At 71.6% G+C, this 23329-nt stretch carries 17 protein-coding genes; 3 read left to right on the top strand and 14 right to left on the bottom strand.

The features are described 5' to 3' along the window. Nucleotides 1–2 precede the first annotated feature (2 nt). The 6 genes from ACPYN5_RS00760 to ACPYN5_RS00785 are packed head-to-tail and all read right to left on the bottom strand — an operon-like array spanning nucleotide 3 to nucleotide 5451. Complete coding sequence (locus ACPYN5_RS00760; protein ID WP_424447080.1) at nucleotides 3–758, bottom strand: SDR family NAD(P)-dependent oxidoreductase; 756 nt, start codon at nucleotides 756–758, stop codon at nucleotides 3–5. Between the two features lie 11 nt (nucleotides 759–769). Beyond that, the gene (locus tag ACPYN5_RS00765) at nucleotides 770–1618 is read right to left on the bottom strand and encodes a phosphogluconate dehydrogenase C-terminal domain-containing protein (protein WP_424447081.1); all 849 of its coding nucleotides are present in this window, start codon (nucleotides 1616–1618) and stop codon (nucleotides 770–772) included. Further along, complete coding sequence (locus tag ACPYN5_RS00770; RefSeq protein WP_424447082.1) at nucleotides 1618–2424, bottom strand: sugar phosphate isomerase/epimerase family protein; 807 nt, start codon at nucleotides 2422–2424, stop codon at nucleotides 1618–1620. Before ACPYN5_RS00770 ends, ACPYN5_RS00765 begins: the two co-directional genes overlap by 1 nt. After that, nucleotides 2421–3239, bottom strand: coding sequence for a triose-phosphate isomerase family protein (locus ACPYN5_RS00775; RefSeq protein WP_424447083.1), 819 nt, complete (start codon nucleotides 3237–3239; stop codon nucleotides 2421–2423). The genes ACPYN5_RS00770 and ACPYN5_RS00775 overlap by 4 nt, the downstream gene beginning before the upstream one ends. Next, on the bottom strand, nucleotides 3239–3709 hold the full coding sequence (locus tag ACPYN5_RS00780) for a ribose-5-phosphate isomerase (RefSeq protein WP_424447084.1): 471 nt from the start codon (nucleotides 3707–3709) through the stop codon (nucleotides 3239–3241). Before ACPYN5_RS00780 ends, ACPYN5_RS00775 begins: the two co-directional genes overlap by 1 nt. Next, the gene (locus tag ACPYN5_RS00785; RefSeq protein WP_424447085.1) at nucleotides 3706–5451 is read right to left on the bottom strand and encodes a dihydroxyacetone kinase family protein; all 1746 of its coding nucleotides are present in this window, start codon (nucleotides 5449–5451) and stop codon (nucleotides 3706–3708) included. The genes ACPYN5_RS00780 and ACPYN5_RS00785 overlap by 4 nt, the downstream gene beginning before the upstream one ends. Nucleotides 5452–5659: 208 nt before the next feature. On the opposite strand from ACPYN5_RS00785, the gene ACPYN5_RS00790 reads away from it, so the two are divergent. Further along, the gene (locus ACPYN5_RS00790; protein WP_424447086.1) at nucleotides 5660–6376 is read left to right on the top strand and encodes a FadR/GntR family transcriptional regulator; all 717 of its coding nucleotides are present in this window, start codon (nucleotides 5660–5662) and stop codon (nucleotides 6374–6376) included. A 75-nt stretch (nucleotides 6377–6451) separates the two neighbouring features. On the opposite strand, the gene ACPYN5_RS00795 is transcribed toward ACPYN5_RS00790, so the two are convergent. The 8 genes from ACPYN5_RS00795 to ACPYN5_RS00830 all read right to left on the bottom strand — a co-directional run bounded on the left by ACPYN5_RS00795 (nucleotide 6452) and on the right by ACPYN5_RS00830 (nucleotide 19921). Beyond that, nucleotides 6452–8209 carry a DUF5605 domain-containing protein gene (locus tag ACPYN5_RS00795; protein ID WP_424447087.1) on the bottom strand — a complete coding sequence of 586 codons (1758 nt, stop codon included), beginning with the start codon at nucleotides 8207–8209 and terminating at the stop codon, nucleotides 6452–6454. 64 nt (nucleotides 8210–8273) lie between these two features. Continuing rightward, nucleotides 8274–11051, bottom strand: coding sequence for a family 78 glycoside hydrolase catalytic domain (locus ACPYN5_RS00800; protein ID WP_424447088.1), 2778 nt, complete (start codon nucleotides 11049–11051; stop codon nucleotides 8274–8276). After that, nucleotides 11048–12193 (bottom strand): serine hydrolase domain-containing protein, encoded by a 1146-nt coding sequence (locus tag ACPYN5_RS00805; RefSeq protein WP_424447089.1) that lies wholly within the window; start codon nucleotides 12191–12193, stop codon nucleotides 11048–11050. The genes ACPYN5_RS00800 and ACPYN5_RS00805 overlap by 4 nt, the downstream gene beginning before the upstream one ends. Beyond that, the gene (locus ACPYN5_RS00810) at nucleotides 12190–14601 is read right to left on the bottom strand and encodes a beta-glucosidase (RefSeq protein ID WP_424447090.1); all 2412 of its coding nucleotides are present in this window, start codon (nucleotides 14599–14601) and stop codon (nucleotides 12190–12192) included. The genes ACPYN5_RS00805 and ACPYN5_RS00810 overlap by 4 nt, the downstream gene beginning before the upstream one ends. Nucleotides 14602–14676: 75 nt before the next feature. Continuing rightward, a complete protein-coding gene (locus ACPYN5_RS00815; protein ID WP_424447091.1) occupies nucleotides 14677–15525 on the bottom strand; it encodes an ATP-binding cassette domain-containing protein in 849 nt (282 codons plus the stop codon). After that, entirely contained in the window at nucleotides 15522–17387 is a 1866-nt protein-coding gene (locus ACPYN5_RS00820) for a dipeptide/oligopeptide/nickel ABC transporter permease/ATP-binding protein (protein WP_424447092.1), read from the bottom strand. The genes ACPYN5_RS00815 and ACPYN5_RS00820 overlap by 4 nt, the downstream gene beginning before the upstream one ends. Further along, nucleotides 17384–18325 carry an ABC transporter permease gene (locus ACPYN5_RS00825; protein WP_424447093.1) on the bottom strand — a complete coding sequence of 314 codons (942 nt, stop codon included), beginning with the start codon at nucleotides 18323–18325 and terminating at the stop codon, nucleotides 17384–17386. Before ACPYN5_RS00825 ends, ACPYN5_RS00820 begins: the two co-directional genes overlap by 4 nt. A 66-nt stretch (nucleotides 18326–18391) precedes the next feature. Continuing rightward, nucleotides 18392–19921 (bottom strand): ABC transporter substrate-binding protein, encoded by a 1530-nt coding sequence (locus tag ACPYN5_RS00830; protein ID WP_424447094.1) that lies wholly within the window; start codon nucleotides 19919–19921, stop codon nucleotides 18392–18394. Nucleotides 19922–20108: 187 nt separating this feature from the next. On the opposite strand from ACPYN5_RS00830, the gene ACPYN5_RS00835 reads away from it, so the two are divergent. Further along, nucleotides 20109–20765: a TetR/AcrR family transcriptional regulator gene (locus ACPYN5_RS00835; RefSeq protein ID WP_424447095.1), complete on the top strand. Its 657-nt coding sequence runs from the start codon at nucleotides 20109–20111 to the stop codon at nucleotides 20763–20765. Next, the gene (locus tag ACPYN5_RS00840) at nucleotides 20762–23185 is read left to right on the top strand and encodes a glycoside hydrolase family 2 TIM barrel-domain containing protein (protein WP_424447096.1); all 2424 of its coding nucleotides are present in this window, start codon (nucleotides 20762–20764) and stop codon (nucleotides 23183–23185) included. Before ACPYN5_RS00835 ends, ACPYN5_RS00840 begins: the two co-directional genes overlap by 4 nt. Nucleotides 23186–23329 lie beyond the last annotated feature (144 nt).

The raw sequence follows: 23329 nt of genomic DNA on the forward strand, positions 1-23329 counted from the left end.
CCTCAGAGCGTCGTCATGCCGCCGTCGACCGAGAACGTCGCACCGGTCGCGAACGACCCTTCGTCGCTCGCGAGGTAGACCATGATGCCGGTGACGTCGGCGGGGGTGCCCGCCCGGCCGACCGGGATGCGCGAGACGATGGCCGCCCGAGACTGCGGGTCGTCGCTGATCGCCGACACCAGCGGCGTCTCGGTGTAGGCCGGCTGCACCGTGTTCACCCGGATGCCGCGATCGGCGTACGCCGCCGCGACCGTGCGCCCCAGTCCGTGCACGCCGGCCTTCGAGGCGCTGTAGGCGGTGAAGTCCCGTCCCTCGCCGTTGACCGCGGTCGGGCTGCCGGTGAGGATGATCGACCCGCCCCCGCGCGACAGCAGCGCGCGCACGGCGTACTTCACCGTGAGGAACGTGCCGGTCAGGTTGACCTCGATCGTCCGTCGCCACACGTCGAGGTCGAGGTCGGCGGCGGGCGCGTCCTGCCCGAACAGCTGCACCCCGGCGTTCGCGACGACGACGTCGGGCGTCCACCCGGCCGCCTCGAGCTCGGCGAAGGCGGCCGCGACGGCGGTCTCGTCGGAGATGTCCATCGTGACCGCCCGCGCGAGCGGCCCGAGCGCCGCCGCGGCAGCAGCGACAGCGTCGGCGTTGCGATCGGCGAGCACGACCCGCGCCCCCTCGGCGACGAACCGCTCGGCCACCGCGTGCCCGATGCCCATCGCTGCACCCGTCACGAGCGCCGTCTTGCCCTGCAGTCTCGTCATCGTCGTCGTCCTCAGCGCTCGATGTGGTCCAGGTGCAGCATCCGCGCGAGGTTCTTGTCGAGCTCGTCGTCGCGGAAGATCTTCTTCCAGTCGTCCTTGATGATGCTCTCGCGACCGTAGTCCATCGCGATCAGGCACGCATCGCTGAACGGGTTGTCGCCGCGCAGGCCGTTCGCGAGAGCGACCTGGGTGTGGCCGTACAGGATGCTGCGGGCCGCCGCCTCGGGCACGCCCATCGTGTGGATCGCCTCGTCGAGCGCTTCGTTCAGAAGCGACCCGATCATGCAGGAGACGGTCTCGACGAGCGTCGGCTCGAGCTGGGCGAGCTGCTTGACCGTGACCCAGTGCACGTCGATGACCGGGGCGTAGATGGCGCGGACGGTCTCCTCGACGATGCGCTTCTTCTCGGGGTCGTCCGATTCGATCGCGGCGATCGCGTCCTGCGGTGCGGCGATGCCGCCGAACGTGTCGGCCCACTCCTCTTTCGTCGTGCGTTCGAGGAAGACCGACGGGTGGCACGGGTGGGCGACAGCCTGGATGACGTCGTCACGCGTGGTGAGCAGCCCCGCGTAGGCGGCGGCCGGGTCGAGGGTCAGCACGATCGCGCCGGGCTTGAGCTGCGGAACGAGGTCGGCGGTCACGGGTCCCAGGGCGAGGTCGGGTACGGCGAGCACGACGATGTCGGCGTCGGCGACCGCTTCGGCGGCATCCGTCAGCTCGCGCCCCGCGGCGACGGTGCGTTCGCGGCCGGCGGGGGAGTTCTCGACGTAGCGGACGGTGTGATGGGTCTTGACGAGGTTGTTGGACACGCGCATGCCCATCTTCCCGCCCGCTCCGACGACGGCGATGGTGTGGCTCATCAGGTGCTCCTCAGGTATTCCAGGGTGGCGCGGGTCCAGTCCCGCTCGGTTCGGACAGTGGTCTCGGCGTCGCCCTGCCAGGGCAGCCAGTGCTCGACGATCTCGTTGATCTCGGGCTCGCCGGCGCCCCGCTCACGCGGGCGGACGGTCTCGAGCAGGTGGGGATAGTCGTGCAGGCCCGCCCCCATGCGGGCGCCCGTGAACGTGAATCCCACCCACCCGGGCTGGCGGTCGAAGGCGAAGTCCTTCACGTGCACGTTCTTCACGTACGGCGCGGCGAGCTCGACGGCCTCGCGGGGCAGCTCCAGGCGCGCGACGACGTTCGCCGGGTCGAGGCACACCCCGAGCGACGGGCTGTCGATCGACGCGATGAGACCCGTGAGCTCGCGTGTCGACACCTGCTCGTACGTCTCGAGAGCGAGGGCGACCCCCGCCGCCTCGTAAGCGGGCAGGATGCCGCGCAGCCAGGCCTCGGCTTCGGGGAGCGTCGGGCGGGAATCGGGGGCGAAGATCATGCTGCGCACGAGGCGCGCGTCGAAGACCGCCGCGAGCTCGAGATACCGCGACAGCCGCTCGGGTGCGACCCCCTTCGTGCCGAGCTCGACCGTCAGCCCGAGGTCGCGCGCCGCGGCGGCCGCGTCGCGAAGCTCGGCATCGCCCATGTGGTCGAGGGGTGCGTAGTCGCAGATCTGGAACAGGTCGACGCCGAGCTCACGGGTGCGCTCGAATGCGCCGATGAGGGAGAGCGGCGAGGCGACGCGGTCGGAGTGCTGCCAGAAGAACGCGTAGGTGCCGAGGCCGATCACGACACCGCTCCTTCGGCGGCGAGCTCGGCGGCCTCGTCGAGCACCCGGCCGAACGCGGCGGGGTCGTGCGCGAAGCGGCCGAGGAAGAGACCGTCGACGGCGCCGTCCAGCCGGGCGAGCAGCCCCGGCCCCGCCGAGCCGCCGTAGATGACGTTGGAGCCGGCGCGGGCGGGCTCGGCGTCGAGCGCGGCGCGGAGCGCCCGGCTCACCGTGATGATGTGCTCCGTCGGCGCCGGCTCGGGGGCCCCGATCGCCCATACGGGCTCGTAGGCGACGACGACCCGGCCCGCCGGTGCCCCGGCGAGGTCGGCGTGCAGCTGCTCGACCGTGGCGCGGGCAGCAGCCGCGGCATCCATCCTCGCCATCTCGCCGATGCAGAGCACGGGAGTGACGCCGTGGCGCAGCGCGGCCGATGCCTTCGCCGCCGTGACCTCATCGGTCTCGCCGAACAGACGTCGGCGTTCGGCGTGCCCGATCTCGGCGAACGCGCCGCCGGATTCGGCAACCTCGGCGGCGGTGATCTCACCGGTGTAGGCGCCGGGCTCGTAGGCAGAGACGTCCTGCACCCCGACCCGGATGCCGGCGGCCTCGAGGTAGTCGCGCGCGTCGTCGAACTGCAGATAGGTCGGGATGACGAAGACCTCCACGTCGCCGTCGCGGACGGCCGCGTGCGCCCCGACGAGCTCGGCGACCTCGCCGAACCACGTGCGGGCGGCGCGACGGCCGAAGTAGGCCTTCAGGCTGACGCCGACGGTGACGCGCGGCGCGCCGGAAGGCCCGGCCTGCGCTCGGCTCTGCGCTGCGACGGGCGGCATCAGCAGGATCCGGTGCTCTCGTACCGATCGATGACGGCCACCTTCTCGGCCGACGCCGACGCGGTGTCGAAACGGTAGGTCAGCCACTCGCGCACGAGACGCCGGGCCAGCTCGATGCCGATGACGCGCTGGCCCATGGTGAGCACCTGCGCGTTGTTGGACAGCACGCCCCGCTCGACCGAGAACGAGTCGTGCGCGGTGACGGCGCGGATGCCGGCGACCTTGTTCGCGGCGATCGCGACGCCGAGGCCGGTGCCGCAGACCAGCAGCGCACGGTCGGCCTCGCCGCGCGCGACCCGCTCGGCCGCCTCGATCGCGACGGTGGGATAGGGCGTGTGACCGTCGGCGCCGACACCGACGTCGACGACCGAGGCGACGGCGTCGCTTGCCTCGAGGTCGGCTTTCAGCACCTCTTTGTAGTCGAAGCCGGCGTCGTCGGAGCCGATGACGATGCGGAGCGGTTCGGTCATGATGCGGTCCTCTCATGATCGGCGAGAACCTCGCCGACGGCGGTGACGATGAGGGCGAGCGAGTGCGCCCCCGGGTCGGGGGTTCCGATGCTGTGCTCGCCGTGCGTGCGCGCACGGCCCATGCGCGGCAGAAGCGACGCCGTCGCGGCGGCGGCGGAGGTGGCGGCGGCCGCTGCGGACCGCCATGCGTCGGTGAGCGCGGCCCCGGTCGCGACGGCGTTGGAGAGCTCGGTGCTGAAGGGGACGAGGGCGTCGACCATCGTCTTGTCGCCGAGCTCGGCCTTGCCGTACGACATGACTCCGCGGGCGGCCGCCGCGACGCCGTCGGCGATCGCCGAGGCGTCCGGCCGTCCCTCGTCGCCCAGACGGTCCGCGACCGCGGTGAGGATGACGCCCCACAGTGCGCCCGAGGTCCCCCCGGCGCGGTCGGACCAGGCGTCGGCGGCACGGGCGAGGGTCGTCGCGGCTCCCGCGCCGGCGCCGAGGGCGCCCCGGGCGGCCGCTCGTGCGGCGTGCGCGCCGCGCTGCATCCCGATGCCGTGGTCGCCGTCGCCGGCGATCGCGTCCATCTTCCCGAGCTCGTCGACGTGCTCGTCGATCGTGGCGGTGATCGTGTCGACGACGCTGCCGACGATGCGCGCGACCGACTGCGATGCGGCGTCGCCCGGGGCGGTCGGAAGGGTGTCGGCACGGGCCGACGTCTCGGCGTCGGTGGGGTCGGCCGATCGCTCCGCGCTCGCGGGCGCCACGGATCCTCGCCGGTACGCCGGCGAGTCGACCGGCGTCTCCCACAGCTCGGCGAGCTCGTCGTCGAGCCAGAACAGGGTGAGCGATGTGCCGGCCATGTCGAAGCTCGTGCAGAACTCGCCCACGTGCGGATCGATGACCTCGAGACCCGCCTCGTCGAGCAGCTGGGCGATGCGCCGGTAGACGACGAACATCTCCTCGTACTTCAGCGACCCGAGGCCGTTGAGGATCGGCACGACGCGCCCGTCGGCGCCGTCGGGGCGCTCCGAGAGCAGCCGCGACACGAGCAGTTCGGCCAACTCGTCGGCCGTCGGCACCTCGGCCTCATCGATGCCGGGCTCGCCGTGGATGCCGAGGCCGATCGCCATCCGGCCCGCCGGCACGCTGAACAGCGGTTCCGAAGCGCCGGGCAACGTGCATCCCGAGAAGGCGACGCCGAACGAGCGGGTGCGATCGTTCGCGAGCCGGGCGACGCGCGCGACGCCGGCGAGGTCGTAGCCGGCGGCTGCCGCACCCGCGGCCGCGCGGAACACGGTGAGGTCTCCGGCGATGCCGCGCCGACGGTGCGCCTCGTCGACCGATGCGCTGGCGACGTCGTCGGTCACGGCGACGGTCTCGCAGGCGATGCCCTCGGCGCGCAGACGTTCCTGCGCCGCGTCGAAGTTCAGCACGTCGCCGGCGTAGTTGCCGTAGGAGAAGAGCACCCCGCCGCCCCGGTGCGCGGCGCGGGCGACGGCGTGGATCTGCTGCGTCGACGGCGACGCGAAGAGGTTGCCCATCGCCGCGCCGTCGGCCAGGCCCGTGCCCACGAGGCCGCCGAAGGCCGGGTAGTGCCCCGAGCCGCCGCCGACGACCACGGCCACGCGACCGGAGGGCGCGGGGGTCGCGCGGACGACGCCGCCCGGCACGCGGCGGACGTAGCGGGCGTTGGCGGCGACGAAGCCGTCGATCATCTCGTCGGCGAAGTCGGCGGGGTCGTTCCACAGGCGGGTCATCGCGCGGTCGCTCCTCGCCGGGTCGCGATCGTGACGGATCCGGCGGCCTTCCGCATCGCGGAGCGGGCTCCGGATGATTCCGTTTCGCAGGATGCGTCCACGCTGACTTCCCATCGTCGATTCCGTGATGGGTCACCCCATCGCTCCGCCAGTTTGGCAAACCGGTTGACCAATTGCAACCCGACGGACGCCGGGTAGGTTTGTCGTCATGCCCGCCTACCGCTCCGATGGAACGCCCGACCTCGCGGCATCCCTCGCGGCGCTTCCGGCGCGGACGCCGGTCTCGGAGGTGGCGCGGCGGCTGCTCGACCTCTTCACCTCGGGCGATGTCGCGCCCGGAACGCGCCTGCCGCCCGAACGACAGCTGGCGGCCACCCTCGAGGTCGGACGCTCCGCCGTGCGCGAGGCGCTCGCCGCCCTCGAGATCCTGGGGATCGTCGACGTGCGCCCGGGGTCGGGGACGTACCTCCGCGGGGCCGCGAGCGAGCTGCTGCCGCAGACGCTCCGGTGGGGGCTGCTCATCGGCGAGCAGAACACCCGCGAGCTGATCGAGCTGCGCTCCGGGCTCGAGATCTACGTCGCTCGTCTGGCCGCCGCGGCGGACGGGGTGGGAGACCTCGCCGCGCACGTCGAGCGGATGCGCACGACGCTGAGCGACCTCGGCGCCTTCGCGCGGGCCGACCTGGCCTTCCATCACGAGCTCGCCCGGATCGCCGGCAACGCGATGCTCATCGATCTGCTGCACGTCGTCCGCTCGCTGCTGCAGGTCTACGCCGACCGGGCCGTCCACGACGACGACCAGGCGCGGCAGGCGCTCGCGGAGCACGAGGCGATCGCCCGAGCGGTCGCCGACGGCGACGAGGATGCGGCGGCCTCGGCGATGGCCGCGCACATGGCGACAGCCGCCCGCCGCATCGCCCCCTGATCCCCCTCAGCGCGCGAGGTCCCACTTCGGCCGGTTATCCGGACGCCATACCCGGCCGAAGTGGGACCTCGCGGGTCAATCCGCGAGCCGCGTGACGCGGACGGCCAGGTAGGGCCGGCCGGCAAGCTCGACCCGCACCTGGCCGCGATGCTCGCCGGGCACCGGCTCGACGGTCATGTTCCAGGTGTCGATGACCTCGACCCGCCATGCGCCGTCATCGAGCATGACGTTGCGGAAGCGCGGACGGTTGAAGCCGAAGTAACCGACCTTGACGGCTCCGGGCACGCCGCCCCACGGCACGTCCCAGTCGCTCGGCAGCGGATCCCAGACGCCGGTCGGCGACTCGGACTGCAGCCGGTCGAGGAAGGCGATGCGCTCCGGCGACGATCCGTGGAGCTCGCCACCCTTGGACCACCAGAGGATCTCGTCGTCGCGGCCGTGCGCGGGCGGATAGTAGGTCTCGCCGTGCCCGACGTAGCCGCCGCGCACCGCTCCCTCCCAGAAGCGGCGGGTCATCTCCTCGCCGGTGATGTTGCCCCAACCCTGGTCGATGTCGCCCTCGTAGGCGCACTCGTCGATGACGACGGGCTTGCCCCACTGCTCGCGCCACTGATCGGTGTTCTCGGCCGTGCGGTAGACGTCGACGCGCTGGATGCTCACGTGGGTGATCCACGGCTTGCTGTAGTCGTACACGGGACGGCAATTGTGGATCGAGTTGAGGTGGCCGAACGCGTCCTCCTCGCCGACGACCGCCGCGAGCCGCTCCCAATCGTCGAGGTCCTTCGACCACAGCAGGTCGTACTCGTTCGCCATCGACCACCAGACGTTCGAGAACCCCTGCAACCGGCGGACGACGTACCGCAGGTAGCGCTCGTCGACCGCGGGACCGAGGTCGGCGAAGCCCCACCGGTCGTACGCGTGGAAGAGGATGATGTCGGCTTCGACACCGAGTTCGCCGAGCTGGGCGATCCGCCGCTCGAGGCGACGGAAGTGGGCGGGATCGAAGCGTTCGAGGTCGAACCCCTCGGCCAGGCTCCCGGGGAAGGGGAAGTCGGCCGGCTCGTCGCTGTTGTAGAGGTACGACTTCGGGAACACGCACATGCGCAGCTTCGCGAAGGATGTCGCCGCGAGCGTCTCGAGCGTCTGATCCTGCAGCTCGTCGGGCTGGTGGGTCCAGGCGTAGGCGGTCGTCCCGAGGGGGCGGTGCCGCGTGCCGTCGGCGTGGCGGAAGTGGAACCCCTCGACGCGGACCGGGCCGTGGCTTCCCTCGCGCGCATCGACGACCTCCACGGTCCCGGATATCCCGTCGAGCGACCGCGCCGTCGAGCGGGTGCGGAAGGTCCACGTGCCCGAGGCATCGGCGAGGGCGCGGATGACGTAGACGCCGTCGCCGTCGTAAAAGCCGCCGACCCGCACCTCGGCGCCGCCGCGTCCGAACACCGCGTCGAGTTCGACGTCGACGAAAGGGTTGCCGTGCGACGGGCCCGACAGGCGGATCTCGATCGGATCCCACAGGGCCGCGCTCGCCGGCACCTCGACCGCCGCCGACGCACGCGCGACCGCGTCGCCCTCGTACGCGGGATCCGGATCGATCGCGGGGGCGTACGGCGGTCGGGGTGCGCCGCTGCCGACCTCGGCGAGGGCCGCGAAGAAGCGATCCCGCTCGTCGACGTCTTCGAGGGCGGGGACGAGGGCCACGAGCTGGCCGAGGCGGCCGCCGCGGAACTGCGTCGCCATCGGCGAGGCGGCGATCCCGGGCATGTAGCGCTCGAGGATCGCGCGCGCGGCGGGGTCGTCGAGGGCTTCGCCGAAGGTGGTGGCGCGGTCGAACATTCATGCCTCCTGGGCGGGGATGGGGTCGGGCGGTGTCGGGACGGGGACGGCAGAGGGATGCCGGTCAGCGCGCCGTGGCGTCGCGGATGGCGGTGTCGACCGCTTCGAGCAGGTCGGGTGGGCTGAACATGAGGACCGACGCCACGAAGCGGCCCGATCCCCACCGCGTCTCGTCGCGGACGGCGGCGACGCGGTCGGGGGCATGCTCGGCCAGGACGCCCAGCAAGGCGTCGTAGGCGCGCGGGTCGTCGATCACGTCGGCGAGTGACGCCCGCAGACCGCTCAGGGCGGGCCGCTCGGCAGGCGGTTCGGCGGCGAACCGCCATTCGTGCGAGCCCGAGCCGACCTCGGCGGCGACGCCGGGAAGCTCGACCTCCGCACTCGTGTTCGGCGGCACGACCGCGGTCACGACGATCTCGCCGCCCTCGCGTCGCCACGACACGCTCGCCTCGCCGTACGGCGTGAGGTGCCGGGCCGACGCGTGGTCGAGCGTCCGAAGCGGATGCGGCGCGATCCGTATCCTGCGGTATCCGGGCGCCGCCGGAGCGAGACCTGCGACGGCGCGATGGAGCCAATCGGCGACCGCCCCGAGCGCGTAATGGTTGAACGAGGTCATCTCGCCCGGGTTCACGCTGCCGTCCGGCAGGAGCGAGTCCCACCGCTCCCAGACGGTCGTGGCGCCCTGCGTGACGGGGTACAGCCACGACGGGCACTCCGTCTGCGTCAGCAGTCGCTCGGCGGCATCCACCTGTCCGCCCGTGGTGAGGGCGTCGGTGACGAGAGGGGTGCCGACGAATCCGGTGCCGATGCGGTAGCCGCCCTCGCGCACGAGCTCGGCGAGCCGGTCCGCCAGCGCGGCGCGGACCGCGGTGTCGCGCACGAGGTCGAACTCCAGCGCGAGCGCGTAGGCCGTCGGGGCGTCACTGACCATCCGGCCCGCGGGCGTGACGTACTCGGCCACGAACGCGGCCCGACTGCGCTCGGCCAGCGCACCGTAGAGCGCGGCATCCGCCTCGAACCCGAGCATCAGCGCGGCGGCGGCGACCTGGCGCAGCGACCGCGCGAAGTACGCGCTCGCGACGATGTCGGAGTCGACCTTGGCCTGCCCCGGCTTGTCGGGCGGAGCCGCGGGGTCGAGCCAGTCGCCCAGCTGCATCCGCCCGGCCCACAGGCCGCTCGCGCCCGCGTCGGCGGCGACGGCGTCGACCCAGGCGCGCATGCTCGGATACTGCGCGGCGACGACGTCCCGGTCGCCGAACCGCTCGTACATCACGGTGGGGACGACGGTGGCGGCATCGCCCCAGGCGGCCGGACTCACCCCGAACGCACCGAAGCCCGTGAGTGCGGCGGGGACCACCACCGGCACCGAGCCGTCGCTGCGCCGCTGCTCGTGGGCGAGATCGCGCAGCCACGAGGTCAGGAACCCGGAGCAGTCGTAGAGGAACGACGCCGTCGGCGCGAACACCTGCAGGTCGCCGGTCCATCCGAGGCGCTCGTCGCGCTGTGGGCAGTCGGTGGGGATCGACAGGAAGTTGCCGCGCATGCCCCACACCACGTTCTCGTGCAGGCGATCGATGAGCGCATCCGACGATTCGAACCAGCCGGTGCGGGTCATGTCGGTGTGCAGGACGACCGCCTCGACGTCATCCGCGGCCGCATCGAGGCCGACGATCTCCGCGTAGCGGAAGCCGTAGAAGGTGAAGCGCGACTCGAGGAGGTCGTCGCCGCCGGTGAGATCGAAGGTGGCCGTCGCGGCGGCATTGCGGAGCGGCCGCAGCGCCAGCTCGCCGTCTTCGAGGACCTCGGCATGGCGGATCACGACCCGGGTGCCCGCGGGGCCATGCGCTCGCACACGCAGGCGGCCGACGAGGTTCTGGCCGAAGTCGAGGATGCGTCCGCCCGACGGTGCGGGCAGCACGTCGGCGACCGGGAGGGTCTGCGTGCGGCGCACCGGCGGGGCGATCCGCGCCTCGGGCACCGGCACGTTCTCGTAGCCGGGGCGTGCGGCCGCGCCGATGCGGGCGGGCGAGAACGCCGTCGCCGAGCGCGCCAGGTCCTGGTGCTCTCCCGCGTAGATGCCGGAGTCGACCACGACGCCGTCGCCCGCGGCCTCCCACCCCTCGCCGGTTGCCGCCAACGTCTCGACCGAGCCGTCGTCGTACGTCACGCGCAGCTGGGCGAGGAACGAGGGCTGATCGCCGTAGAGGCGGTCGGCGAAGGCGAAGAACCCGTACTTCTCGGTGTACCAGGCACCGGCCAGGGTCGCCGACAGCTCGTTCTCGCCGTGACGGAGCAGGTGCGCGACCTCGACCGTCTCGTGCACGAGACGATCACGGTAGGCGGTCCATCCCGGGGCGAGGACCTCGTCGGAGACCGCGACACCGTTGATCTCCGGCTCCGCCGACCCGAGGGCCGTCCACAGGAGCGTCGCGCGCGCCACGGGGCGGGGCACCCGGAACCGGGTGCGGACGACGGCCGGCTGCGCGGGTCGCTCGGGCTCGGCCAGGCCGATCGGGAGGGCGACCCACTCGTCGTCGCCGAGGAAGCCCGCGCTGACGATCCGCTCGTCGCTCCACGGGGTCGTGGTGCCCGAGCCGCTCTCGACCCGCACTCGCACGCGGCGCGACTCGCCCGGATCGAGCGGTGCGAACGGCCAGGGCACCAGCGAGCTCTCGCTCTGCTCGAGCACGACCTCGCCCGAGCCGTCGTCGAGGGTGACGCGCGCCTGCGTCCATCCCGACTCGTCGGTGCGGACGGTCCAGCTCAGGCGGGGCGTGGCCGTCGCGACGAAGGAGGTGTCGTCGCGCAGCTCGGCGCGCAGCGTCGCCACCGCGGAGGTCACGCTGCATCCAGGATGCGGCCGAGCTCGGCGGCCAATGCCACGGCGCGGGGATCGGCGCCGCCGGGCCACGGACCGCGGGCGATCGTCCAGGCGAAGGCCAGCCCCGTGTCGGGATCGACGCACGCGAGAGCGCCCGCCGCCCCGTCGTGGCCGAACGCGCGCGGGCCGCCGAAGGCGAGCTGCTGCGAGGGCTTCTGGAAGACGATCGCGTGGGCCCGGTCGTGCTGGTGGAGCACTTCGTCGTACCCGCGGATCTGCTGCTGCCCGATCCGTGCGACCGTGTCGGGGCCGAGGACCGGCGCGGCGCCGTCGACGCCGGTGACCATGACAGCGAAGAGGCGTGCGAGGCCCCGTGCCGAGCCGGTGCCGCTGCCGGCGGGGTGACCGTAGCGCCAGCTGCGCGGGGAGTTCGCCAGGTCGACGCCGCCCTCGGCCGGGGCGAACACCTTCGGTCCGAGCGTCGAGAACGCGCGCTCGGCGGTGTCGGAGACGGGGCGGATCATCGGCAACACGTCGACCCGGCGCGCCGCGAGCTCGGCGGGAAGCCCGAGGTGGAAGTCGATCGCGTGCGGTGCGCGGATCTCCTGCTCGTAGAACTCGTGGAGCGTGCGGCCGGTGACCCGGTACACGAGCTCGTCGCCGAGGCTGCCGATCGTGATCGCGTGATAGCCGAAGGCGCTGCCGGGGTGCCAGAACGGTGTCGAGTCGGCCAGGCGCGCGGCTGCCGCGTGATGATCGAGCAGCTCGTCCCAGGTGAGCGGAACGTCGGTCTGGGGCAGCCCCGCCTGGTGAGACAGCAGCTGACGGACGGTGACCGACGCATTGCCCTGGGCGGCGAACTCGGGCCAGTAGTGCGCGACGGGCTCGTCGAGGTCGAGCTCGCCGCGTTCGACGAGGAGGCCGACCGAGAGTCCGATGGTGTTCTTCGTGACGGAGTACGGCACGAGCACCGAGTCGCCGTCCAGGTGCGGTCCGCCCCAGGCGTCCAGCACCGTGCGGCCGCGATGGACCGCGGCGACCTGGAACGACAGGTCGGGGTCGGCCAGGAGGAATCCCTCGAGGCGGGACACGACCCGGGCCAGGCGCTCGTCGGCCCGGCCCCGCAGGATGCCGGTCAGCTCCTCGGCCGGTTCGCCGGTCATGCGGACACCTCCCACTCGGCGGCGAGCGGGAGGTCGGCCACCGACGCTCCCGTGTGGAGGGTGTAGGCGCCCGGCTCGAGGTCCCAGCCGTCGCTCCAATGCGCCAGCCGCCGCGGATCGATCGCGACCTCGACCGAGACGGACTGCCCGGCCTCGGCACGCGCGATCGCGAATCCCACGAGCCAGCGGACCGGCCGCTCGACGGCGGAGTCAGCGCGTTCGGCGTAGACCTGCACGACCTGCTTCCCCGCACGCTCGCCGATGTTCGCGAGGGTCACGACGAGCGCATCCCCGTGCCGCTCGGCGGCATCCCAGCGCCACGTCGTGTAGCCCAGGCCGTGGCCGAACGCGAAGGCGGGCTCGACGTCGCCGCGCAGCCAGGCGCGGTAACCGATGTGGATGCCTTCGTCGTAGCGCAGCACGCCGTCGGTCGGGGTCACCTGGGTGACGGGGACGTCCGCGAGGGCGGCGGGCCAGGTCGTGGGGAGACGTCCGCCGGGCTCGGCGGCGCCGGTGAGGATGTCGGCGAGGGCGTGGCCGAACTCCTGGCCGCCGAAGTAGCCCTGCAGGACGGCGTCGACATCCGACACCCACGGCAGGACGACGGGGGATCCCGCGTTCACGATGACGATCGTCGGGGTGCCTGTCGCGGCCACGGCCCGGACCAGATCGTCCTGACGGCCCGGGAGGTCGAGGTCGGAGCGGTCGTACCCCTCCGACTCGACCTTCGAGTTGGTCCCCACCACGACGACGGCGACCTCCGCGGCGGCGGCCGCCTCGACGGCACGGGAGATCAGCTCGTCGGCGTCGGTGCGCTCGGGGGCGATGCCGACGGTGGCCGAGAAGGCTCCCGCGATCGCACCGCTTCCGGCGCGGACGAACTCGACCCGGATGTCGACGGGGGTGCCGGCCGTCACGGCGACAGGCGCCGTGAGCGAGGGCGGGTTGAGGAAAGCGGCGCCGAGATCGGTGCCGGTCAGAACGGGGGCGTCGTCGAGGCGGAGCTCGCCGTCGACGAACAGGCGGCCGGGGTTGGCGCCGGCGAAGCCGAGCTCGATCTCGCCGGTCTCCTCGGGGGTCAGCCGGGTCTCGTAGACGATCGTCGCGCTCTCGCCGATGGGCGCGTCGCCGCCGAACCAGACGAGGGCGGTGGAACGGCGGTCTTCGGCGAAGAGCTCGTTGGCGTCGGTGTCGAGGAAGCTCACCCGCACGCCCGGCTGGCCCGTCACGGGGTTCTCGAGCTGCGACAGCGGGAGCTCGGCGACGCCTTCCTGCACGACGGCGCCGATCTCGAACCGGATCTCGGCCCCCGGGAGCGTCGAACGGAGCGCGTCGAGCGGTGAGACGACCGTCTCGGGCACGACGGTCGCCGAACCGCCGCCTTGCGTGCGCGCGTCCCGCGCGTTCTGGCCGATGACAGCCACCCGTCGGAGGGCCTGGCCGTCGAGGGGGAGCGTCCCTTCGTTGCGGAGGAGAACGGTGCCGGCGCTCGAGGCCTCCCGCGCGAACGCGATGCCGTCGATCGGGGCCGTCTGCCGGGGCGTGCTGTCGCCCAGGGCGCCGACCCGCTCCGCCAGCAGCAGGATGCGCAGCACCTTGCGGTCGAGATCCGCCTCGTCGACCCGGCCGTCGCGGACGGCATCCACCAGTTCCGCGAACGCCGGCGCCGGACCGGGCATCGCGAGGTCCTGGGCGGCGGGCACGGCGCCGAGCGAGCGTACCGCGGTCCAGTCGCTGATCACGACGCCGTCGAACCCCCACTCGCTGTTCAGCGGCGTCTCGAGCAGGTCGTTCTCGGTCATGGTGACGCCGTCGACGGAGTTGTACGAGCTCATCAGGGCCCAGGCGCCGGCATCCGCGACCGTGCGCTCGAACGGGGCCAGGTAGAGCTCGCGCAGTGCGCGGTCGCCCACCTGCACATCGACGGTGAAGCGGTCGGTCTCGGAGTCGTTGGCGACGTAGTGCTTGGGCGTAGCGGCGACGCCGTTGTCCTGCAGGCCGCGCACATACGCGGCGCCCAGCTCGCCGGTGAGCTCGGGGTCCTCCGACAGGCACTCGAAGTGGCGCCCGCCGAGCGGCGAGCGGTGCAGGTTGATGGTGGGACCGAGCACGACGTCGACACCCTTGCGCCGGGCCTCCGAGGCCGAGGCCGCACCGTAGCGGTAGGCCAGTTCCGCATCCCAGGACGCGGCGAGGGCCGAGCCCGAGGGGAGGTTGAGCGACGGCTCGCGCTCATCCCAACGCGGTCCGCGCACGCCGGCGGGGCCGTCCGAGAGGGTCATGGCCCGCAGCCCGATGGCGGGCAGCGCAACGGTGGTCCAGAAGTCGGCGCCCTGGACGAGAGCTGCCTTGTCCTCGAGCGAGAGGCGCTCGAGGAGGGGGCGGAGGTGGTCGGTGGACGCGGTCACGGGGACTCCAAGCAGGAAGAAAGGGGGAAGAGGAGAGGATGCCGGGGCGCCGGAAGCGTGAGCCCCGGCATCCGTTCAGGCTGCGCCGCGCGCAGCCTCCGACGCGAGGAACGTGCGTCGGGCTGCGCGGCGCTCCTCCTGCCGATCGGGGTCGGGCACGGGGGCCGCCATGAACAGGCGCTGCGTGTACGGATGCTCCGGACGCGCGGTGACCTGGTCGGCCTCACCCGACTCGACGATCTCGCCGCGGTACATGACCGCGACGCGGTGGCTCACGTGACGCACGACAGCCAGGTCGTGGGTCACGAACAGGTACGCCACCCCGGTGCGCTCCTGGATCTCGATGAAGAGGTCGAGGACCCGCGCCTGGGTCGACAGATCGAGCGCCGACACGGGCTCGTCGCAGACGATCAGGCGCGGTCGCAGCGCGAGGGCGCGGGCGATCGCGACGCGCTGACGCTGACCGCCCGAGAACTCGCGGGGGAGCCGACTGCGCGCGTCGGCGGGCAGACCCACCTGGTCGAGCAGCTCGCGCACCCGGTCGCGCGCCTCGCGGGTGCTGACGCCTGCCGCCGTCAGCGGCTCGGTGAGGATCTGCTCGATCGTCATCGACGGGTTCAGCGACGAGTACGGGTCTTGGAAGACGACCTGGATGTCGGCGCTCAGCGGACGGCGCTCGCGCCGGCTGAGGTGCGAGATGTCGCGTCCGTCGAACATGATCGATCCCTCAGTGACGGGCGCGAGACCCAGCGCCGCGCGTCCGAGCGTCGTCTTCCCCGAGCCGGACTCGCCCACGAGGCCGACCGTCTCGCCCGGCAGGATGTCGAGTGAGACGCCCTTCAGAGCGCGGAACGGTTCGGCGCGGAACCCCTTGCCGGGGTACTCGACGACGAGATCGGTGATCTCCAGCAGCGGAGCGCTCATGCGCTGGCCCCCTTCGTGGTGAGCGCGGGACGGGCGGGACCCTCGTCGAGGATCGCGTCGAGCAGCGCACGGGTGTACGGGTGACGGGCGTCGTTGAAGATCGAGCGCACGGGACCCTGCTCGACGAAGCGCCCGTTCTGCATGACCGTGACGCGGTCGCACAGGTCGGCGACGACGCCGAAGTTGTGCGTCACGAGCAGCATCGCCATGTGGCGTTCGGCCTGCAGGTCGCGCAGCAGATCGAGGACCTCGGCCTGCACCGTGACGTCGAGGGCCGTCGTCGGCTCATCGGCGATGATCAGGTCGGGGTCGGTCGAGATCGCCCCCGCGATGAGGACGCGCTGGGCCATGCCGCCCGAGACCTCGAACGGGTACGCGTCGAAGGTGCGCCGGGGCTGGGGGATGCCGACCCGGGCGAGCAGATCGAGCGAACGCTCGGTCGCCTCCTTCTTCGACAGCCCGAGCGTCGTGCGCAGCGGCTCGACGAGTTGACTGCCGATCGTGAACGCCGGGTCGAGGTTGCTCATCGGCTCCTGCGGGATGTACCCGATGCGCTTGCCGCGGACGCCCGCGTACACGCGGTCGGAGGCGTCGGCGAGCTCGATGCCCTCGTAGCGGATCGAACCGTCGGTGACGCGGCCGCCCCGGGGCAGCAGTCCCAGCACGCCGAAGGCGGTCTGCGTCTTCCCCGAGCCCGACTCGCCGATCAGGCCGTGCACCTCGCCCTTGCGGATGTCGAGCGAGACCCCGTGCACCACCTCGATGTGCGAGCCGTCGGGCTGGTCGTAGCCGACGTGCAGGTCGCGGATCTCGAGCACCTTCTCGGTCGACTTGCTGCGGGCGTCCTCGCGGTGCACCGTGACGCCGGCGCCCTCGACCACGGGGAGCTCGTCGAGGTCTTCGATCGGCTCCCCGCCGCCGGTCGCGACCGAGGTCGTGACCGCAGCGACCGATCCCGTCGCCGTCGTGACCGCGCGGCGCCGCTTGCGGCGGACGGTCACGGTGCGCTCGAGCTCGTCGCGCATGACGTTGGCGAGCAGGGTGAGGGCGACGCAGGTCAGCGCGATGGCCAGCGACGGCCAGATCATCAGCACGGGCGTCTTGTAGATGTTCTTGAAGCCGTCGGTGAGCATCGAGCCCCAGGTCGGCACGTTGACGTCGCCGAGCCCGAGGAACTCCAGTCCCGACTGGATCGCCAGCGCAATCCCCGAGATGATCGCGCCCTGGATGATGATGGGCGCCCGCACGACGGCGAGGACGTGGCGGCCGATGATGCGGCCGTCGCCGAGTCCCGAGACCCGCGCGGCATCCACATACAGCTCGCCGCGCACCGCCGTGACGGCCGCGTAGACGAGGCGGAAGAAGGCGGGCGCGAGCAGGATGCCGAAGATGAACATCGAGATCCACACCGACGGGCCGAGCACGGCGCGCGCCGCCAGCAGCACGACGATGCCCGGAAGTGCCATGTTGAGCTCGGTCACCCAGGTGGCGACGGTGTTGAACCAGCCCTGGTAGTAGCCGGCGATCAGGCCGCTGACCACACCCAGGACGACGGCGACGACGACGGCGATGAGGGCCGCCGCGACGCTGGTCTGGGTCGCAGCGAGCAGGCGCGACAGCACGTCACGGCCGCTGCCGTCGGTGCCGAGGATGTGGGCAGCGCCGGGCGGGGAGAGGATGCTGCGGATGTCGGCGAAGTTCGGGTCCTGCGGCGCGATCGCCGGGCCGATGATCGCGATGACGGTGACCAGCAGCAGGAACAGCGCCGACACGACCCCGAGGGGCTTCTTCAGCAGACGGCGGAACAGGTTCACCCGCACGGGGGCGATCGGGACGGCGGGAGGCACGTCGACGGCGGTCATGACAGTCTCACCTTCGGGTTCAGAGCGGCCTGGGCGAGGTCGATCAGGAGGTTCACGATGACGACGATGATCGCGAACGCGATCACGAGGCCCATGACGACGGGGACGTCGCCGAGAGTGGTCGAGCGGACGCTCAGCTGCCCCATGCCGGGGATGGCGAAGATCTGCTCGACGACCACCGCGCCGCCGAGGAGTCCCACGAACTGCACGGCCAGCACGGCCAGTGCCGGCCCGCCGGCGTTGCGGAGGACGTGCTTGTAGATGACCGACCCCATGCCGAGGCCCCGCGAGCGGAGCGTGCGGACGTAGTCGCGCGACATCGCGTCGATGACCGAGCCGCGCACCTGAGCTGCGACCGTCGCGATCGCGCCCAGCGAGAGGGCGATCACCGGCAGGGTCACCGAGGCGATCCAGCCGCTCGGCGACGTGGTGATCGGCACGTAGCCGGTCGCCTTGAACCAGCCGAGGTTGATCGCGAAGACGAGCACGAGGAGGAGGGCGATGAGGAAGCCCGGCACGGCGAAGCCGACGAGCGAGAGGAACTGCACCGCGCCGTCGATGATCCCGCCCCGACGTGCCGCGAGCACACCGAGGACCACGGCCAGGACGGCCGAGACGATGGTGGCGCCGAGGACGAGCGAGAGGGTGACGGCGAGTCGTCCGCTGACGCTCACCGAGACGAGCTCGCCGGTGAACCAGCTGCGGCCGAGGTTGCCGGTGATGGCCGAGACGACCCAGTCGCCGTACTGGGCGAGCAGGGGCCGGTTCAGGCCGAGCTCCTCGGTCTTCTTCGCGACGGTCTCGGCCGTGGCGTTCTCGCCGAGGATGCGGCGGGCGATGTCGCCGCCCCCCGCGTAGAGCAGGACGAACGCGAGGAACGAGATCACCGCGATCAGCACGACGCCCGAGAGCAGGCGACGCAGGATGAATGTGAGCATGATGCCTTCCCGAAGGTTGGGCCCTCGGGCCGGGCGGCGCGGAGCCGCCCGGCCCGAGGAGTCGGATCAGTTCTTCGGCGAGAAGTCGAAGATCGACGGGTAGGCGTTGGTGGGCCAGAACTCGAGGTTCGTGTTCGCGTCGGTGGCGAACGTGCCCTGCACCCGGAAGAAGGGCGCGAACCACGCCTGCTCGACCAGGTACTTGTTGAGGTCCTTCAGGGCCTGGTCCGACTCCTCGGGGGTGCCGAACTGCACGGCCTGGATGTAGCCGTCGACCGTGGGGTCCTGGTACTTGAACGGGTTGAAGGTCGCCTCGGGACCGACCATGAAGTTGATCAGCTGCCAGTCGGGGTTCTGCTCGAGCGCCATCCACGTGGCGGGGTACTTCGGAGCGAGCATGTCGGTGATGAAGTTGCCCGTGCCGGGATCGGTGTACTCGACGGTGATGCCGATGTCGGACAGCTGCTGGGCGACGAGGTCGAAGGTGGTCTGGAAGGCCGGCGTCGACATCATGCTGAGCGTGAACCCGTCGGGGTAGCCCGCTTCGGCGAGGAGGTCCTTGGCGGCCTCCGGGTCGTAGGCGTACGTGCTGTCGAGCGCGTCGTCGTAGGCGACCGAGGTCTCGGGGAACACCTGCTCCGTGACGGTGCCGTATCCGCTCTGCGTCGACTGCAGCAGCGCCTCGCGGTCGAAGGCCATGTTGATCGCCTGGCGGACCTTCACATCGGCCAGCTCCGGGGCCATCGTGCCGGCCCGGTCGAGGAGGAGCAGGCCCTGGAAGTCGAGCTCGTTCGACTCGATGGTCCAGCCGGCGCCCTCGACCTCCGAGATGGTGTTGTTGTCGGCGATCTTCGCGCCGTTCGCCTCGCCCGCCCGGATGGCGTTGGTGGTGGCGGTGACGTCCTCGAGGACGTTGATCGTGAGGTTGTCGTACTTCACCGCGTCGGCGTTCCAGTAGTCGGGGTTCGCGGTGTAGTTGTACGTCGTCCCGGTCACCGAAGAGGCGGTGTCCAGGACGTACGCGCCCGAGCCGATCGGGTCGGTGGCCGAGTCGGGGTCGTCGAACGTCGACGGTGCCTGGATGAGACCCGGGGCGATCGAGAGGAGGTTGACGAGCGAGGGGTCGGGCGCCGCCTGCGTGATCGTGACCGTCGTGGCGTCGACGGCGGCGAACTCCTTGCCGGCGAGCGTCGCGGCCTGCGGCGCGGTGCCGTCGCGGAAGCGCTCGAGGCTCGCGACGACCGCCGCGGCGTCGAGATCGGTGCCGTCGGTGAACTTCACTCCCTCGCGCAGCGTGAGCGTCAGCACGGTGTTGTCGGCGTTGTACTCCCATTCGGTCGCGAGCCACGGCTGGGTCTCGCCGGAGGAGTCCTTCGACAGGAGGGTGTCGAAGACCGCCTGGAAGAACGGGCTGCGGTTTCCCCACTCGGCGCCCTGGCCGATGTCGTAGCTCGTGGGTGCTGCGATCGCGGTCAGGGTGAGTCGGTCGGCGCGACCGCTGTCGCCGGTGCCGGATCCGTCATCCGTCGCCGCGCACCCTGCCAGGGCGAGTGCGGCGACGACCGTGAGGGCTGCTGTGGCCTTCCATCGGAACATCTTTGGTCCTTTTCTCAGGAGGCGATACCCCGGTGGATCGCCCTGGCCGTGGACGCTAGCACCAAATCCGAGCGGTGACTAGATTTTTGGAATCAATTTCTACCGATCGCTAGGTTTTCGTTATCGAACGGGGCAGACTGGCCCCCTGCGTTCGCCGATGAGGGCGACGACGGACAGATGGACGATCATGACGACCACCGACACGACCGCCCCCGCGCGCGGTCGACGGCGAGGCGCGTACGCCAAGACCGAAGCGACCCGCCAGGCCATCCTGGATGCCGCACTCGAGGTGTTCTCGCAGTCCGGCTACCGCTCCGGCTCACTCCGCGACATCGCGACCCGGGTGGGAATGAGCGAGGCGGGACTCCTCCACCACTTCCGCAACAAGAGCGCGCTGCTCGAGGCGGTCCTCGAAGAGCGCGACGACCGGGCCCGGGCGCTCGTGCCCATCGAATCCGAGGACGGGGCCGACGTGCTGCGCGGTCTCGTCGACCTCGCCTCGTACAACGCATCCATCCCCGGCGTCGTCGAGTTGTACACGACGCTGTCGGCCGAGGCGACCTCCAGCGACCACCCCGCCCACGGCTACTTCGTGCGGCGGTACGAGTACACCCGCGGCAACATCGAGCGCTCCTTCCACAGCCTGCGCGACGAGGGGCGGCTCCGCCACGGCATGACGCCGCGTCGCGCTGCGATCACGGCCGTCGCCCTCATGGACGGGCTGCAGGTGCAGTGGCTGCTCGACCGCGACGCGCTCGACATGGCCGAGGAGCTGCGCGCCCTGTTCACGAGCTTCGTCGACATCGACTGGTCGCAGGAACGGCGCGACGAGGAGACACCGTGATCCGCGTGCCTCTGCACGACGGGTGGACCGTCGGCCCCAAGCTCGGTCCGTTCGAGTCCGCTGCCGACGGTCACGGGCCCGTCGAGGTGACGTTGCCGCACGATGCGCTGCGCGACCTGCCGCGCTCGGCGGCCGAGCAGCAGGGGGTGCACACCGGCTACACGCCGGGCGGCGTCTTCGAGTACGTGCGCGCGCTCGATGTTCCGGACGAATGGCGCACGCGCACCGTCGTGCTCGAGTTCGAGGGCGTCTACCGAGACGCCGTCGTGTTCGTCAACGGCGCGTTCGTCGCCCACGAGACCAGCGGCTATGCCGGCTTCTCGGTCGTGCTCGATCCGTTCCTCCGCTTCGGGGAGGTCAACCGCATCAGCGTCGAGGCGCGGGCCCACCGCGACTCGCGCTGGTACTCGGGGGCGGGCATCTACCGTCCGGTGCATCTCGTCGTGGCCGACCCCGTGCACATCCCGCTCGACGGCGTGCAGGTCCAGACGCCCGACATCGACGAGGAGCGGGCGGTGGTGGCCGTCGCCACGACGGTCTCGAACGCGACGCGCCACACCGTCACGACACGTGTCCGCTGGCGGATCGAGGACCCCGGCGGTGCCGTCGCCGCGGAGGGGGAGTCGCCTGTCACGGTGCTGCCCGGCGAACGCGCGGTGGCCCGGGCGCGGCTGACCGTCACCGAGCCCCGACGGTGGGACATCGACAGCCCGGAGCTCTACCGGCTGCGCACCGCACTGACTACGACCGAGGGCGCGGAACTCGACGAGGACGTGACGGAGTTCGGCATCCGCTCCCTCCAGCTCGACCCCCGCCACGGCCTGCGGTTGAACGGGCGATCGATCGATCTGCGGGGCGCCTGCGTGCACCACGACAACGGGATGCTGGGGGCGGCGACCGAACCGGCGGCGGAGGATCGACGGGTGCGGCTGCTCAAGCAGGCGGGGTTCTCGGCGCTTCGCAGCGCCCACAACCCGATGAGCCGGGCCATGCTCGCGGCGTGCGACCGTCACGGCATGCTCGTGATGGACGAACTCACCGACGCGTGGACGCGCTCGAAGGCGCCCTTCGATGCCACGATCAGCTTCGCCGAGCGCTGGCGGGACGACGTCGCGGCTCTCGTCGCGAAGGACCGCAACCATCCCAGCGTCGTGATGTACTCGATCGGCAACGAGATCCTCGAGCTCGGAACTCCCCTCGGGGCGACGTGGAGCCGGCGTCTGGCCGAGCGCGTGCGCGAGCTCGATCCGACGCGGTTCGTCACGAACGGCATCAACGGCATCATCGCGAACCTCGACCATCTGGCCGAGGCCCGCGAGGAGATGCCCGACGCCAACACGATGATGGCCGACATGGGCGAGCAGATGGGCCTCATGAACGCCTCGCCGCTCGTCAGCGCCTCGATCGAGGAATCGGCCGCGGTGCTCGACGTCGTCGGGTTCAACTACGCCGACTCGCGGTATCGGCAGGACGCCCTCGATCATCCGAACCGCGTCATCGTCGGATCCGAGACCTTTCCCGAGCGCATCGACGTCATGTGGGGTCTCGTGCGCGAGCTGCCGCACGTCATCGGCGACTTCACCTGGACGGGCTGGGATTATCTCGGCGAGGCCGGGATCGGGCGGGTCGACTACACCGACGCGCCGGGGTACACCCCGACCGGGACGGCCGGCCCCTACCCGTACCGGCTCGCCGGGTGCGGCGACATCGACATCACGGGCTTCCGGCGACCCGTCTCCTACTACCGCGAGATCGTCTACGGGCTGCGCCGCGAGCCCTACATCGCGGTGCACCGACCGCAGCACCACGGCCGCCCGACCGCGACGACGCCGTGGTCGTGGACCGACACCGTCGCGTCGTGGTCGTGGGATGCCGCAGCCGGCGCCCCCGTCACCGTCGACGTGTACGCGGATGCCGACGAGGTCGAGCTGCTGCTCGACGGCGAGGTCGTCGGGGTTGCGCGTATCGGCACCGAGAAGCCGTTCCTCGCACGTATCGAGACCCGCTATCGGCCCGGCCGGCTCACAGCCGTCGCGCGTCGCGGCGGCGCGGAGGTCGGGCAACACTCCCTCGACACCGCGGGGCCGGTCTCGCTGGTCGCGCGGGCGGAGGACGAGATAGTGGGCCGTGACGGTCTCGCGTTCGTCGCGCTGACGCTCGAGGACGACGCGGGCATCGTGGCGTGCGACCGCGATGTTCCGGTGACGGTCGAGGTGACCGGCGCCGGAGCGCTGGCGGGCATCGGCTCGGGGCGGACCGACAGCGAGGAGTCGTACGCGGGTCCGGTCTTCACGACCTTCGACGGTCGCCTGCTCGCGGTCGTCAAGCCCACCGGAGTCGGCACCGTCACGGTTTCGGCATCCGCCCCCCGCCTCACCCCCGTATCCCTGACCCTCGAGGTGGTCTCTCCTCCCTCGTGAGCCGCGAGAGCGCGCGACTGCACGGTAGCGGCGGGCCCGCACCGCGCGGATGCGCACCCTCGTGGGGAGGAGGGGGAGGGAAGGGGGATGAGAGAAGCCTCATCGGGCTGACCTGAGCCTTCGCTTAGGCTCATCACACACGCA

It is taken from the genome of Microbacterium arborescens, assembly GCF_049707515.1.
Classification (GTDB): domain Bacteria; phylum Actinomycetota; class Actinomycetes; order Actinomycetales; family Microbacteriaceae; genus Microbacterium; species Microbacterium arborescens_B.